Origin of the sequence: Megasphaera indica, from assembly GCF_046614755.1 — a bacterium.
In the GTDB taxonomy this organism is placed as follows: Bacteria; Bacillota; Negativicutes; order Veillonellales; family Megasphaeraceae; genus Megasphaera; species Megasphaera intestinihominis.
The window spans coordinates 1-15,209 of the sequence record NZ_JBKKJR010000023.1; the positions used below are offsets into that span (position 1 = coordinate 1).

The 15,209-nt window shown below is 50.7% G+C and carries 11 protein-coding genes and 1 riboswitch; of the genes, 1 reads left to right on the forward strand and 10 read right to left on the reverse strand.

What is annotated here, in order from left to right:
• Positions 1-714: 714 nt before the first annotated feature.
• The 3 genes from ACFCTO_RS10395 to ACFCTO_RS10405 all read right to left on the reverse strand — a co-directional run bounded on the left by ACFCTO_RS10395 (position 715) and on the right by ACFCTO_RS10405 (position 3,429).
• The gene (locus tag ACFCTO_RS10395; RefSeq protein WP_020311887.1) at positions 715-1,065 is read right to left on the reverse strand and encodes a desulfoferrodoxin family protein; all 351 of its coding nucleotides are present in this window, start codon (positions 1,063-1,065) and stop codon (positions 715-717) included.
• A 310-nt stretch (positions 1,066-1,375) separates the two neighbouring features.
• Entirely contained in the window at positions 1,376-2,524 is a 1,149-nt protein-coding gene (locus tag ACFCTO_RS10400) for an acyl-CoA dehydrogenase (RefSeq protein ID WP_370853862.1), read from the reverse strand.
• A 122-nt stretch (positions 2,525-2,646) separates the two neighbouring features.
• Positions 2,647-3,429 carry an enoyl-CoA hydratase-related protein gene (locus ACFCTO_RS10405; protein WP_020724211.1) on the reverse strand — a complete coding sequence of 261 codons (783 nt, stop codon included), beginning with the start codon at positions 3,427-3,429 and terminating at the stop codon, positions 2,647-2,649.
• A 321-nt stretch (positions 3,430-3,750) separates the two neighbouring features.
• On the opposite strand from ACFCTO_RS10405, the gene ACFCTO_RS10410 reads away from it, so the two are divergent.
• A complete protein-coding gene (locus ACFCTO_RS10410; RefSeq protein WP_499876837.1) occupies positions 3,751-5,211 on the forward strand; it encodes a hypothetical protein in 1,461 nt (486 codons plus the stop codon).
• Between the two features lie 294 nt (positions 5,212-5,505).
• On the opposite strand, the gene ACFCTO_RS10415 is transcribed toward ACFCTO_RS10410, so the two are convergent.
• From ACFCTO_RS10415 to ACFCTO_RS10445, 7 genes are all read right to left on the reverse strand, one after another.
• Positions 5,506-7,089 (reverse strand): acyl CoA:acetate/3-ketoacid CoA transferase, encoded by a 1,584-nt coding sequence (locus ACFCTO_RS10415; RefSeq protein ID WP_444318426.1) that lies wholly within the window; start codon positions 7,087-7,089, stop codon positions 5,506-5,508.
• A 128-nt stretch (positions 7,090-7,217) separates the two neighbouring features.
• Positions 7,218-8,219: a sirohydrochlorin cobaltochelatase gene (locus ACFCTO_RS10420; protein ID WP_292300697.1), complete on the reverse strand. Its 1,002-nt coding sequence runs from the start codon at positions 8,217-8,219 to the stop codon at positions 7,218-7,220.
• 158 nt (positions 8,220-8,377) lie between these two features.
• Positions 8,378-8,557: riboswitch (cobalamin riboswitch) on the reverse strand.
• A gap of 10 nt (positions 8,558-8,567) precedes the next feature.
• Positions 8,568-9,080, reverse strand: coding sequence for a ferritin (locus tag ACFCTO_RS10425; protein ID WP_294024156.1), 513 nt, complete (start codon positions 9,078-9,080; stop codon positions 8,568-8,570).
• A 102-nt stretch (positions 9,081-9,182) separates the two neighbouring features.
• A complete protein-coding gene (locus ACFCTO_RS10430; RefSeq protein WP_499876838.1) occupies positions 9,183-10,097 on the reverse strand; it encodes a PPK2 family polyphosphate kinase in 915 nt (304 codons plus the stop codon).
• Between the two features lie 33 nt (positions 10,098-10,130).
• On the reverse strand, positions 10,131-11,474 hold the full coding sequence (locus tag ACFCTO_RS10435) for an AsmA family protein (protein ID WP_499876839.1): 1,344 nt from the start codon (positions 11,472-11,474) through the stop codon (positions 10,131-10,133).
• Positions 11,464-13,515 carry a zinc-ribbon domain-containing protein gene (locus tag ACFCTO_RS10440; protein ID WP_499876840.1) on the reverse strand — a complete coding sequence of 684 codons (2,052 nt, stop codon included), beginning with the start codon at positions 13,513-13,515 and terminating at the stop codon, positions 11,464-11,466. The genes ACFCTO_RS10435 and ACFCTO_RS10440 overlap by 11 nt, the downstream gene beginning before the upstream one ends.
• A 226-nt stretch (positions 13,516-13,741) precedes the next feature.
• Positions 13,742-15,127, reverse strand: coding sequence for a cation:dicarboxylate symporter family transporter (locus tag ACFCTO_RS10445; RefSeq protein ID WP_499876841.1), 1,386 nt, complete (start codon positions 15,125-15,127; stop codon positions 13,742-13,744).
• Between the last annotated feature and the right edge of the window lie 82 nt (positions 15,128-15,209).

Below are 15,209 nucleotides of genomic sequence, written 5' to 3' on the forward strand. Positions count from 1 at the left end.
AAGCACGCCGCCAGCGTTCGTCCTGAGCCAGGATCAAACTCTCCATGATATATGGAAGAGCGTTTGGCTCTTGTTTATTGATTGGTATTACTCATTGTTTGACGTTCTATAAATAGAACCTCGCACGTTGGCGTTCATTCAGTTCATTGTTCAGTTTTCAAAGGTCATCGTTGTCATCACCGGGTGGCGACGACTTGTTTATTTTAACAAACTCAGAAGAGCTTGTCAAGGATTAATTTGAACTTTTTTTAAATTCAAACTTCCTGCTGCGTCAGGGCCTTGCCCCGACAGCTTATTTAGTATACTACTGTGTAAAGAGATTGTCAAGGATTTTTTTCAAATCCTTGACGCCGGTCGCCGGTCGCAAACCCATGCCACATATTCCGGTCAAGCATATCTCTCTTGTTCACAGCGGGCCGCCAAAGGCTCCCTTCATAGGGGAGCTGGCCGCCAAAGGCGGTCTGAGAGGTTAAAGGACGTTCCCCTGCGAAGGGGAGGGGGACCGCTTGCGGTGGAGGGGTTCTCCTCTACGAGCCGAGGGTTACTCGAAGCGATGTTGTCAGTCCGAGTCAGTCGCGGCGGGACGCCGCATCTGAATCGTCGTCGATGAACGATGAACGGCCTACGACGAACGACATCGCCAATGACGATGGGCTCCGGCCTGCGGCCTGCAAAAAAAGCTTGCCGCGTGTGCGGCAAGCCCTTTTTTATCCCTTAAAATTCCGCTTTCCAAATACCGTGGAGATTGCACGATTCGTATACGACGCCGGAGTCGACGGCTGCGAATACAGCTTTCGGTTCTTCACCGGGTTTGAGGAATTTGACTTCCAGTTTATCATCCGTTGCCAAGGCAATCCATTCGATGTGGTGTTCTTCCAACATCGGATGGATGACAGAGCCGACAGTGACTTCCAGTTTATCGCCAACGCGTTTTACGACGGGGATGTGTTTTTCTTTAGCTGCATCAACGGAACCGACGGCAATGGGTTCAGCGCCTTCTACGCTGCCGCTGAGCAAAGCCAATACGTTTTTACCTTCGAGCTGATAGAATTTTACGTCTTTCATGATAACTCCTCCTCTAACAAAAAATTCAAGTGCATATATAAGAATTATATATTATATGTCGTTCATAGGTGGTAATGAAATCTTTTGTACTTTTAATTGATATTAGTTCTTTGTTATGTCTATATCTTACATGATTCAGCCATTTTTGTCAAGAAATAATCAACAAATAATTATTCTTTATTTGTAAAAAAAAGAAAAGGGCCTCACATGATGGGCGGAAGTTTCATGCGAGGTCCCTTTCTTTGGAGCGTCATCTCATATACTTATTATTCTATTATATGTACTTCAGGAAGAAAGACGGTGAGCCGGCTTATCGGAGGATAGCACCGGAAATGACCATCTGCTGTACCTGGTTGGTGCCTTCGTAAATCTGAGTGATCTTAGCATCGCGCATGTAGCGTTCAACCGGGTATTCACGAGTGAAGCCATAGCCGCCGAATACCTGGACAGCATCGGTGGTGACCTGCATAGCTACGTCAGAAGCGTATTTCTTAGCGATAGCTGCATCTACAGAGTAGGATTTAACATCGGGCTGAGCCATTTTCCAAGCAGCCTGATAAACTGCGAGGCGGGCCGTTTCAATCTTGAGTTTCATGTCAGCCAGCATGAAGCTGATAGCCTGGAATTTAGCGATCGGTTTGCCGAACTGTGTACGTTCTTTAGCATACTGAACAGCTGCATTGTAAGCGCCTTCAGCAATGCCGAGAGCCTGTGCACCGACGCCGACGCGGCCGCCGTCGAGGGTCATCATAGCAATCTTGAAACCTTCGCCTTCTTTGCCGAGGAGGTTTTCAGCCGGGACTTTTACGTTCTGGAATACGAGTTCACGCTGTACGGAAGCGCGGATACCCATTTTAACTTCTTCTTTGCCATAGGTAAAGCCTTCCATGCCTTTTTCCAGGATGAAAGCGCTCATGCCTTTAGCGCCTTTGGATTTGTCCGTCGAAGCGAATACGACCGTAACGTCAGCTTCGCCACCGTTGGTGTTGAAGACTTTGGAACCGTTCAAGGTGTAGCTGCCATCTTCATTTTTCGTAGCGACTGTGGAGCCGTTCAAAGCGTCGGTACCAGCGTTCGGTTCGGTAAGACCGAAAGCGCCGAGTTTCGTGCCTTCTGCCAAGGGTTTGAGGAATTTAGCCTTCTGTTCAGGCGTACCGAACTTCCAGATTGGCCAGGAGCAGAGCATAGTGTGTACTTCGAAGCTGAGGGCGATGGACGGGTCGACTTTAGCAACTTCTTCACAAGCAACAGCCAGGCTGAGGAAGTCAGCGCCTACGCCGCCGTTTTCTTCTTCCCAGGGGATGCCGAGAAGGCCGAGGGTACCCATTTTGTCGAGGATAGCGCGGTCAAAGACTTCCTTTTCGTCACGTTCTTTGACAGTCGGTGCCAATTCTTTTTCTGCAAAATCTTTAGCCAGTTTAGCAATATCCTGCTGCATTTCGCTGAGTTTGAAATCCATAGTAAATATTCCTCCTAAAAATAATTCTTATTACATACTAAAGGTTTATAGGAAAGGGACTGTCGCACGAAGCTTTCAGCTGCCATGCGAAGCCCCTCCTTCTAACAATGAAGCGTGCTCTATTATTTGCCCTGGAAGTGTTTAGCGCGTTTGTTGACGAATGCGTCCATGCCTTCCTTCTGGTCTGCCGTGGAGAAGCAGAGGGCGAATACTTCGTCTTCGTAAGCGATGCCAGTGACGACGTCGCAGTTGATGCCGCGGTTGATAGCCGTCTTAGCGAGCTGTACAGCGATAGGAGCGTTGCCCATGATTTCTTTCGCTACCTTTTTGCAGGTATCCATCAATTCTTCCTGAGGAACGACTTTGTTGACCAAGCCGATGCGATGAGCTTCCTGAGCGTCGATCATGTTAGCGCGGAAAATCATTTCTTTGCCATAGCCGCGGCCTACGACACGGGGGAGACGCTGAGTGCCGCCGAAGCCCGGTGTGATGCCGAGGCCAACTTCAGGCTGACCGAATTTAGCGTTTTCAGCAGCATAACGGAAGTCGCAAGCGCAGGCGAGTTCGCAGCCGCCGCCGAGAGCGTAGCCGTTAACAGCTGCAATGACCGGCTGGGGCAGGTTTTCGATGCGCGTGAAAGTATCCTGGGAAATCTTACCGAATTTACGGCCTTCGACAGGGTTCTTAGTGGACATTTCAACGATGTCGGCACCGGCGACGAAGGATTTAGCACCTTCACCAGTGATGATGACAACTTTTACCGATTCGTCAGCTTCGATTTTGCCAACGCAGTCATTCAGTTCCGTAACTGTTTCCGTGTTCAATGCGTTGAGAGCCTTCGGGCGGCTGATCGTTAAAATACCGATACCATCTTCGTTGACGAATTTAATATTGTTGTAAGCCATAATGAAAAACCTCCTAATATAGTTATAAAAATTATCAACTATGTCTTAATTGATTGGCCTTGCCTTGAACCAACCTTGTGACTACAGTATACAAATGACCAAGTTGGAACAAAACAGGAAAGGCTTGACCTTTTTTGCATAGAATTAAGTCCATGTGAATTTTTTTGTCAAAATCATTGTGATTCACCAAGGTATGTGATAAAATGTACATGCTCGATTGAATTAAATTTATACAGAGAATGAATGTATTATATATATATTAAAAGCCATATATGTTCTATATAAAAAATATGACAATTTCGTATTGAAGGAGGTTACAACGTGATTTCAGATGGATATGCTTCAACGTTAAAACGGCTCATTACCTTCACACAGGCCAAGTTCATTTCCCTGGCCGATGTCGTCGGTTACGATGTGTCCTACGTCAATAAATGGAGCAACGGTACGAAATTACCGTCTTCCCGTTATGTCGAACGGATCAACGAAGAAATGGGCCAATACTTTGCCGAACTGATCACTAAGCAGAAGAAAGAGGCCAAGTTCTTTAAAACCTTCCCCATTTCCGAAAATACGGATGACCTGGGCTTTGAAATCGGCCAGTACCTCTGCGCCGCCTACCGGACGACGCTGAACCAGAACCGGGCTCCCAAGGGCAAAGAAAACCGCCCGTCCATCCAGGTCGTCACCGGTCATCACGATACGTCGGCTTTCTTGTCGGACTTGCTGCAAAAGGGCATTCAAAGCCTCGAAAGTGATGGTGAGCTCCTGGTCCTCGGTGAATTTTGTACTTTATACAAAACAGGGTTCTGGAAATATTTCGAAGGCCTCGAATTACAACACAGACTGACCATCCGCGTCGGCCTGGACTTAGATAAAATTGAAAGCAACTTCGATGATTTAATCACGGTCTATCGTACGCTCGATAATTTTTTGGATATCGATTTCGTCTTTTATGACATCCAGGATACGTCCAATGCCAACCTCATCATCCTCAAGGGCGCGTTCGTCGTTCAATATGCCCTGGACACACAGCCCCGCTTCAAGATGTGCACCTATATTTTCGACGAATCCTTAGTCGGCGATATTTATGAAAAATTCAGTTTCAACGGAGCTGAAAAGAAACCGCTCATGTCGACGGTCAGCTCTCTGGGACTGGAAGAACTCGGCTATCGCACGGCCTTCTATGCGACAACGAAATTCTTCTTCTACTTGACCATCGGCTTTGAATTCCTCCTTCCTCACGAAGTCTTCGACCACATCAGCGAAACCGTATCGCCGGAACAGGCCTTTGCCATCCAGCGCCTCTGCGTCACGTGGGAAGAAATCCTCAATGCTTCGGAAATCACCTTCATCATGCCGACGACATCGCTCCTGCGCTACGTCGAATCGGGCTACATCTACCTGACCGACATCGAATACCGCTTGACTGCGGAAGAACGGAAAGCGCATATCAAGAGTATCTTTGAAGGCCTGGAAAAGAATCCCAACTTAACGATTGGCGTCCTCTTGCCGACCGTCAGCGACGGCATGTACACGGGCAAGGACTTGTCCTTCTATTCCAACTACAAGACAGGCTTCCTGAAAAAGAACAAGCGGAATATCCCCAACGACGCCGATTCGTTCTACGTCATCAGCAGCAACCGCCTCCACTCCATCCTGCTCAATGCCTTCCAGAACATGAAGAACCAGCCGTCATACCGCCAGTATGATTTAGAAGCCTTAAAGAAAAAATACGAAACGTATAAACCGCTCATCGAAAGGACCTTGTCCTTGTCGAAGTAAAAAAAGAGGCTGTCGCATTAAGACAGCCTCTTTTTCTGTAGGGGCGCCCACGTGGGGCGCCCGCCCATGCAAATCGGCTACAGGCATCATAACATATACCTGACGGGCTCGCCACGTGCGAGCCCCTACAATCAAAAAAAGAAGCTTGTCGCAAATGCGACAAGCCCTTTTTTTACAGTCCGCAACTCACAGCGTAGTCCGCGGCTGTGTCAAAACCTCTCAAGCCGCCTTCGGCGGCCAGCTCCCCTATCAGGGGAGCTTTTCTGCAAACTACAAACTCTGTACTACAAACCATTATTTGTTCATTTCTTCTTTCATCTTTTTCAAACCCATGGGTTTATCTTCAAAGAGGAAGGCCGGCATGACTTTGACTTCGTCGATGATCGGCGTGAAGCCCATCTGGTCGAGGACGTCTTTCTGGAGGTCGATGCCCGGAGCGATTTCGGTCAGGTGTACACCGTCTTCTTTCATTTCGAATACGGCACGTTCTGTGATGTAGAGGACATGCTGTTTATGTTTACGGGCATAGTTGCCGCTGAAGGTGATGTGACCGACTTCAGGAACGAATTTCTTGACTTTCCCTTCCTGCAGGATGTGCAGTTCACCGTCTTTGATTTCTTCGCGGAGTTTCCCTGTCGTAAAGGTCCCGCAGAAGACGACGTTCTTCGTATTCTGGGTGATGTTGACGAAGCCGCCGCAGCCGGCAATGCGCGTACCGAATTTGGATACGTTGATATTGCCTTCTTTATCGCATTCGGCCAGGCCCAGGCAGGTCAGGTCCAGGCCGCCGCCATCATAGAAGTCGAACTGTGTGGCCTGGTCCATGTAGGCTTCGGCATTGACAGAAGCCCCGAAGCGGACGCCGCCGAGAGGTACGCCGCCGATGGCCCCGGCTTCGACAGTCATGGTCAGGCTGTCGCCGATGCCTTCTTCGTTGGCTACGGACGAGACGAGTTCCGGAATACCGATGCCCAGGTTGATGACGGCTTCACTGCTCATATTGAGGAGCAACAGGGCTGCCCGGCGGGCAATGACTTTCTTGGCATTGAGCAGAGCCGGATCCAGGGCTTTGACGGGAATCGTCGTTTCGCCTGTCAGGGACGGGTCATATTCGCAGTCAAAGGACTGCTGCCGTTTCGTTTCGTCATCGACCTGAACGACATAGTCGACGTAGATGCCCGGTACTTTGACCAGTTTCGGGTCGAGCGTGCCGCCTTTGACGATTTTTTCGACCTGGACGACGACGATACCGCCGCTGTTATGGACGGCCTGTGCCAGCGGCGTGGCATCGAAAGGCGATACTTCCTTGGTCAGGACGACGTTGCCCCATTCATCGGCATAAGTCCCGCGGATGAAGCCGATATTCATATCCATGCGCGGATAGAAGAGCTGGTCATGGCCTTCGATGTTGATGACTTTGACGAAGTCTTCCTTGGTGACGTCATTGAGACGGCCGCCGCTGATGCGGGGGTCCGCAAAGGTATCGAGGCCGACGTGGGTAATCGTGCCTAAGCGATGAGCTGCGACGTCACGGAAATACTGGGACAGCGTGCCCTGGGGCAGATTGTAGGCCTGGATCTTATTTTCATTGACTAATTTCTGCAGGGCCGTAACGGCGTTCCAGTGGCCGAGGATGGCTTTTTTCAGCATCCCTTCGTGGGCGAAGTGGTCGCCGCCGCGGCCATCCGTATTCCCCTGGGAAGCGGCATAGATGAGCGTCAAATCTCTCGGCGAACCCGTATTGAGGAAGCGTTCTTCCAGGGCGCTGGTCAGCGCTTCCGGCTGTCCGGAACCGACGAAACCATTGGTCGTGACGACGTCACCGTCTTTGACGAGCTGAGCTGCTTCTTGAGCTGTAATTATTTTCACTTGTTTCATGTCTTCCATCTCCTATTTCTTCACGTTTGTTATATGCATTTCGTGAATTCATTATACAAAGGAAGCATATGGAATGATAGACGAAAAGGATGGACTAAATTGGTAGAAAAAAATTCCATGAAGTCAAATTACTGGGCTTCCAGGGCATTCCAGGCTTCATCAGCCCGTTCGACGAACATCTGGCGGACCGCTTCATTTTCTCCCAAGCCATGGATATAGGTCGTAACCGTGAAGCCTTCTTTTTCCAGGATACTCTTATGGGAATCGGCATCGGCACCGGCCATGTCGTTATTGGCATGGTCGCCGGCGACCATCATCATGGGCATGAGGATGACGTGCTTGATGCCCTTGGCTTTCAGCTGGGGAATGACTGTATCCAGATGGGGCCAGCCTTCGACAGAGTAGATGTAGACATTGCCCAGGTCAGCTGCATCGAGGCGGTTCTGGACGACGGAGTAATAAGCATTGGCCGGATGCGGCGTGCCATGGGCCATGACCAGGATGGCGTCTTTCTTGCCGATTTTCGGGAACTGTGTCGAAAAGGCTTTGACGAATTCAGCGATGTCGTCGCGCTGGTCTTCCTGGCCCATCCAATACATGAGCGGCGTGCCGAGGGTCAACTTCTTGAAATCATGTTTGTAGAGGTCGAAAATAGCCGTATCATAGGCATATTCCATACCCGGGATGATGTCCAGGGAGGTAATGGCCACGCGCGTATAGCCTTCTTTTTTCAGCTGGGCCATGGCCTGTTCCGGCGTCGGTACGGTCACGCCTTCTTTGGCCTTGATGCGGTCGACGATGATATGCGACGTAAAGGCGACGACGACTTTCTGGTCCGGATGGGCCGCCTTGATAGCCGCAACGGTCTGATCGATGGTCTTCTGGCGGCTGTCCTTATAAGTCGTGCCGAAGCTCAATACCAGGATGGCGTCTTTATTGGCTTCGTTCTGCATTTCCGGGTTGTTGTACGTGCGGACCCCGATTTCCGCGGCCTGTTTCAAAGCCGGCGTAGCGTCCTTGACTTCCGGGTTCAGCGTATAGCCGGCAGCAAAAGAGGGCGCCGAAAAAGCACCAAACGACGTCAGGGCCAAAGATAAAATCAGCGCTGTCTTTAATTTTTTGTGGAACATAATCATCTCTCCTTTGATAAAAAAATATAAAAAAAGAGGCTGTCACATGATGGCAGAAGCCTTCATGCGACAGTCTCTTACATACGGAGTCCTTCACAGCGAGCAGCTCAAAAAAACGGCTCGCTGAAAAAATCGCCATCCCCATCGCTCGCAGGTCAACCGGTGATCCTAATCAGGCAGTTCTTCTGGCTCGGACTCATGGCCATGGCTGCGCCTTCCCATACGCGGACGTACAGTGACATCATTGCAGCCGGGCTCCTCCTTACAGCGGCGGGACCGCGCCGGTTTTGCACCGGACTTCTCTATTGAGCTTACGCACCTGATTGCACTATGAAATTGTATGGATCCTTACAGGACTAACGTCGGGGCGACATACGTACGGGCCAGTAATTCCTGGTTCAGGGCATAAAGGCCTTTGGCATCGCTGCCGAACATCTTGTATTTCTTGATCAAATCGTCGGCATTCTTTTCTTCTTCGCCCTGTTCCTTGACGAACCAGTCGAAGCACTGCATGGTCCGGTAATCGTGGACTGTATCGGCAGCCTGATAAATCTTGTTGATCAGCGACGTGACATACTGTTCATGAGCCAAGCCGGCTTTGAGGACCGCTTTGATGCTGTCAAAGTCGTTCTGCGGTTCGGCGATGGCCGAGAAGGTAACGCGTTCGCCGTTGTTATGCAGATACGTCCGCATGAGCATCGCGTGATCCCGTTCTTCCTGGGCCTGGACATCATACCAGTTGGCAAAGCCATCGAGGCCATTGTCATAGAAATAGTTGGCAAAAGCTAAATACAAATATTCCGAATAGAATTCCTGATTGATCTGGGTATTGATTAATTCTTTTACTTTTGCATCGAGCATAACGGTACCTCCTTGAGATATGTCTCAAAACGTGTACAGAACTTCATCGGTTTTCTTGAACCGTCCTTATTATATCACATTTGACCCTATCAGGAACACTTCTTATTTGACTTTTTGCTCATCAATGGCATTCTTGATGCTCTTCAAGTCCTTGATATCGACTTCTTTCAGGAGCTGGCGGAACCGGGCCAGCTGTTTTTCGACTTCCGGTGACAATTTCGGGAATTTCGGGTTAATGGCCTTGAGTTCCTTTAGGACGATCTGGGCGACGACATAGCGCGTATACCACTTGTCATCAGCCGGGACGATGTACCAGGGAGCGTACTTCGTCGACGTGGCCGATAAGACTTCGCCGTAGACTTTCTGATAGCGGTTCCAATATTGCCGTTCCTCGATGTCAGACATGTCGAACTTCCAATTCTTCTGCTTAGTCAGGATGCGGTCGATGAGGCGTTTCTTCTGTTCATCTTTCGACAAATGGAGGAAGATTTTGACCATAGGGAAGCCATTTTCCGACAAGTACCGTTCCCAGTCGCATATCTGGCGGTAGCGCGTTTCCCAGATATCCTTGCGTACCAGTTTTTCCGGCATACCGTCGCTTTTGATGAGGTTGTGGATGCGGGCGACGACGACTTCTTCATAGTGCGAGCGGTTGAAGATGCCGATTTCACCCCGGCCGGGCAGGGCTTTATTGATGCGCCACATATAGTCGTGATCCAGTTCTTCCGAGCTCGGTTTCTTGAAGCTGTGCACTTTGACGCCAGCCGGATTGAGGTGGGCAAAGACGTGTTTGACCGTACCGTCTTTCCCGGCCGCATCCATGGCCTGCAGGACGATGATCAGGCCGTAGTGATTGTCGGCACAGAGCTTTTCCTGTAAATCCTGCATTTCGAAAATCGTCTGGTCCAGCAGTTCGCCTTTGACCTTCTTCTTGTCGATGTCCACATCGCAAGTCGTCGACCACTGGGTCAAATCGATTTTTTTGCCTTCTTCAGCTAAATATCGGGAAATATCCATAGTAAAAACTCCTTTCTCTATCTATAGTGCTTCTCACAGGACTAGCTGTGGGCCTCCTTTTCCCCAGCGGCTCCGCTTCCCGTTTTTATAGTTGATGTTGATGGACCCTATCTTGACTTTGCCATTGACAATGGAAAAAGCGTCCGTCGATACGTCACCAAAGAACATGGAAATGACGACGTCCCGGAAGTTCAAGGTCTTGCCATCCTGAGCGAAAGAGCCGGAAATGCCCCGGAAGGGCAGCTGGTGATAGCGTCCCGGGCCGGACTGGAAATCACCGTAAATCGCCTTGGTTCCGGTCGTTTTATTTTCTTCCATGTGCAGATTCAAGTCGACGTTGCAGCGCAGGAAGAGGTCATGGGCCGCAATGCCGCCTTTGAGCTGGGAGCCGGTCATGTCCGCCGTATACGATTTATCGTCCAGGTTTACCTGTCCATGACCTTTCATGGAGCCGCCGAAGACGCCGGCCGTGACTTCGTTTATATCGAGCAGGCCCTGTTCATAATGGACCTGTCCTACGACATCCGTAAAGACCAGGGCCGTAATATCCAGACGGTCCATCTTCAAAGTACCGTCGATGACCGGGGCATATAAAGGGCCGCGGATGTCGGCCGAAACCGTCGCCGGGTCGTCGATATCGAGGCCGGCCCCGAGGGAACGGGGATTGCAGTCGCTCAGCAAGAGCGACAGGTTATACTGCGGCGTTTCTTCTTTGAAATCCAGGCTGCCGCGGATGCGCAGGGACTTGGCATCGATCATGCCGGAAAAGTGACCGGCCCGCAAGTCGATTTTCGTCTTGCCTTTAGTATGGATGGCCGAAGAGAACTCGACATCGCCGATCTTGAAATAACGGCCTGGCGCTTCAGCTTCGATGACGCTCTGATGCAGGGCGACGTGGCAGTTAAAGGGGCGGTTGCTCTTAGGCCCTGTGACCTTGACCAAATCCTTTGGGCCGCTGCTGTGATGGTCACTGGCCTTCTGGATATGCTGTAACTCCATTTTATCATTAAAGATCAAATGAATATAGGCATTATTCAAAGTCACGTCTTCGACAGTCTGCGTACCGATATGACCGGTCAGGACATCGCTCAGTTTGACCGTAAACTGGCCTTCCGGTATCTGGACCAGCGTATCCCCATCTTCATCGTTCCATACCAGGCCCTCAAAGGACACGGTTCCGCCTGGCGTCGCCGTCAGGCGTTCCACCGTGACCGTACCGGGAAAGAGCTGGCGTTCTGCGACGACTTGGTTGAAGATATCCGCCGCTTTGTAGCTCATGTAGAAACAGAGTCCGTAAAGGACGACGGCGGCGATCAAGGTAATCGCCCCCATGCGTTTCAGTTTTCGTTTATGTCGGACATACCATTTATTCCACATGTTCTCCCGTCTTCTTTGCACTCATATCACTGATTTTCCAGGTGTTCCCGTCTTTTACCATCGTCACCTGACCGTTGAAATACTGGACTTTGACCTTGGCACTGCCTGGGATACGGTCCCGCGCTTTCAAGGTGAAGGAAAAGGTCGTCTTATCGCCTCCGGAAGCGATTTTGCGGAGATTGGACACGTCGCTGGACAAGGTGTTGGCATAGCCCGGCGCGTAACCATCATAGCCGCCGACAGAATTCTGGAATTCCCCAGTCAGCATCTGGAAGGCATTTTGCATGTCGTGATTGGAAATGGCCTTATGGTAAGCCAGGAAAGCCTGCTTCGCGCCATCCGTCTTTTCATCGGCCAGGCGGACGCTGATATATTCGACGGTCTGGCTGTTCTTGCTGACGGCAAAGCGCAGGATTCCCTGTTTCCCGTCATCGGTCTTAAAGGTATATTCATAATGAATCTGGGCGCCGTATTCCGAGGCCTGGTAATCGTCACCATAGGCATTGACGACGTCATCCAAAGAGCTGCCCTGATGGATGCCCCGCTTGCTCTGCGCTGCCGGCGAGGAGGATGTCAGCATGATGACTTTATCGTCTTTGACGACGACATCCATATCGGTAAACTTATGGTGAACGGCACCGTCTTTACTATCCGACGTGCTGAGTTCCCGTCCCAGGCCGTCTTTAGCTTCATCCCAGCTTTGGTCCAGGTAAACGCCGTTTAAAGAGAGTTCCGAATCAGCCGTCTTGACAGGCTGCGACGATACGGTACTCCCCTGGGCCGGTAGGGCTTTCTGTTCATGGGCGTACCAGATGCCGCCGGCAATGGCCACGACGAGGACGCAGGCCAGGGCGATGAGGAGATTGCGATGCTCCTGGAGCTGCGCTTTTAAAGGAACTTCTTTTTTCTCCCGCTGCGGCATAACTACAGGATGTACTGCCGGCCGGCTTTCAGGCTGCACTACCTTTTCCTCCTGCTGTACGGCTGTCCGATCGGTCAGAGGACCGTATTGGGCTTGCGGAACCTGCAGCGGGGCCCCGCAGGACGGGCAGAATTTTGCCGACGGGTCGACGGGCTGGTGACATTGCGGGCACGTATGGACGGGTTTGCCGCAATGACTGCAAAAGGCCGCATCAGCCGCTACGGGACGGCCGCAATGAGGGCAGTATTTTCCATTTACTCCGTTTACATTTTGCGTTGACATTGCATTTTCATCGTTTTGATGATTGGCTTGGTTGTCGCCTGTATCGTCAAAGTTAAATGATGTAAACATATTTTCACCGCTCAAGGTGCCAATCGACGCCAGGGAAGAAATGCCGAAGATGAAGAACAGGGCTGTCATGGGAACGGTACACATGAGGCGAAAGGCCTGATAGAAGGAAGTCCCCAGCCGTTCTTCCCGGCGATAGATGTAATGCTGGCAGAAAACAGGAATCATCCAGACCAGGACCAGGAGGACGGCATAGCCGATAAAGGTCCCATAGCCGCCGCGGGTCATGCCGAACATCAGCTGGGTCATACTATAGACGATATGGCCGACGACGGCAGCCGTACAAAGGGCGCTGACCAGCCAGCTGAGGATGACGTAGTAAATATAGCGGCGGTATTGGCTGATATAGTGCCAGCGCTTGCGATTCACATAAATAGTAGCGATGATACCTAAGATACAGAGAATCGCAGCCACAGTCCCATTGAAAATTTCCGCAATCAAGATCAACAATAGGTCTACGACAAAATAGCCCAGGAACATTTTGAGCAGATAAGCCAGAGCCCGCGTCTTATAGAGCAGGTAAATCATGATGACCAGAAGAGCCAGCGTGACCAGCGTATTGAGGCCGCTGAAAAAGGTCAGGACATCCATGGTCCGCCGTATCCCAGCAGGACCGCCGAACAAACCGATCATAGCCAGTCCCCGCAGGGCAATTTCAAATAAAACGCCCAGGACCGTCGTCACGACGCCAACATACATCATGGCGATAATAGCCGTGTACTTCTTATGCTCCGTCGGGAACCACTTGCCAAAATAGCCTAAAGAATCCATAGAAACACCTCCATAAAGATAAGGTAATTATAATTTTATGTTACACCTATTTGGCAAAAAGGAAAAGGACTTGTCGCATGTGCGACAAGCCCCTTTTCGAGTATTAAGTTTTCAGTTTGTAGTTTTTAGTTAAGGCTTTTAAATAAAAACCATCTGCTAACGGCTAAAAGCTAGCCGCTGACTGCTAAAAAAGGCGCTGTCTTCATGCGACAGTGCCTTTTAGTGATTAATGGCTATTATATTTTGTCATGTCCAGTGTCCCCAGCTGTTTATCGATCATGATGGAGTTGGTGACGGAACCAGAAACGTTGACCATGGTCCGCATCATGTCGATGAGGGGATCGATGGCCAGTATCGGGCCGATGAGGCTGAACGACGAGGCCATGCCGACGCCGGACAGGCTGACTGAAGCGGCCATGGTCGCCGTACCGGGAATCCCGGCAATGCCCAGTGAGCCGATAGTAACGACGATGACGGTCATGACCAGCATGGTAATATCCAGCGGCGTCCCGGTCAGATGGCAGACGTAGACGATGAGCATAGCCGGGAAGACGCCGGCACAGCCCTGCATGCCGGCTGTCGTGCCAAAGCCGGCAACAAAGCTCGCCGTTCCCTGATTGACGCCGAGGCGGGTAACCAGGGTTTCAATGGTGACCGGCAGGCAGCCGGCGCTGGACCGGAACGTAAAGGCCAGGATGAGCAGGGCCACGCTTTTCTTCAAGTAGTGAATGGGATTGACACCATACAGCATGACGGCCAGGATCTGAATGATGAACTGGACGATAAGGGCGACATACAGGGCGATGATGAAGATGCCCACGTCGAGGATGCTTGCCAGGCCTTTCTGGGCAATGGTGTTAGCCAATAAGGCAATGACAGCCCAGGGCATGTAGTCCAAGATGAGCAGGGCCATGTTCATCATGGTCTTGTGCAGGCCATCGATGAGTTTATGCAAAAAGGCTTCCATATCAGGCTTATCTGCTTTGACCCACCAGATGGCCCGGCCAAAGACGGCACCGAAGATGACCATGCCGATGACGTTGTTCTTGACCATGGAATCGACGAGGTTTCCCGGAATGAGAGCCCGCAGGGTCGAAGCCACGCTGACGACATCCTTCGGTTTGGCCTTGGCAGCTTCACTGCTGATGGCACTGCCCGAACCGACATCGAAAAGGATACCGAAGACGATGCCGATGACGGCGGCAATAGCTGTCATGACCAAGGTCACCAGCAATGTCCGCTTGACCAGGCGGCTCATGGTCTTGCCAGAATCCATATTGATGACGACGTGGGCAATAGAAATGATGACCAGCGGAATGACGATCATCTTGATGAGGTCGATATAGCCATTGCCAAAGAGCTGGAACCAGTTCGTCGTTTCCTTGATGAAGACGACTTTCGTCGGATCATCAGGGAAGCCAGCCATCAGCTGCATAACCAGGCCCAATAAAGCGCCGGCCACCATACCGACGCAGACGACGAGCGGGAAGCCCATCTTGCGCTTATGATAGAGATAATGAATAAGTCCGAAGAGAACAGCCAGGACAGCTAAGAATAAGACTGTCCGCCAATCGCTGATCATCAGGAAGGACGTAAAAAATTGACTTTCCATACTGAATTCCCCCTAGTAATCAATAACCAATATACATTGATTTTCTTATTATACTAAATTGGTAGTCTTTTGCAAAGGACTT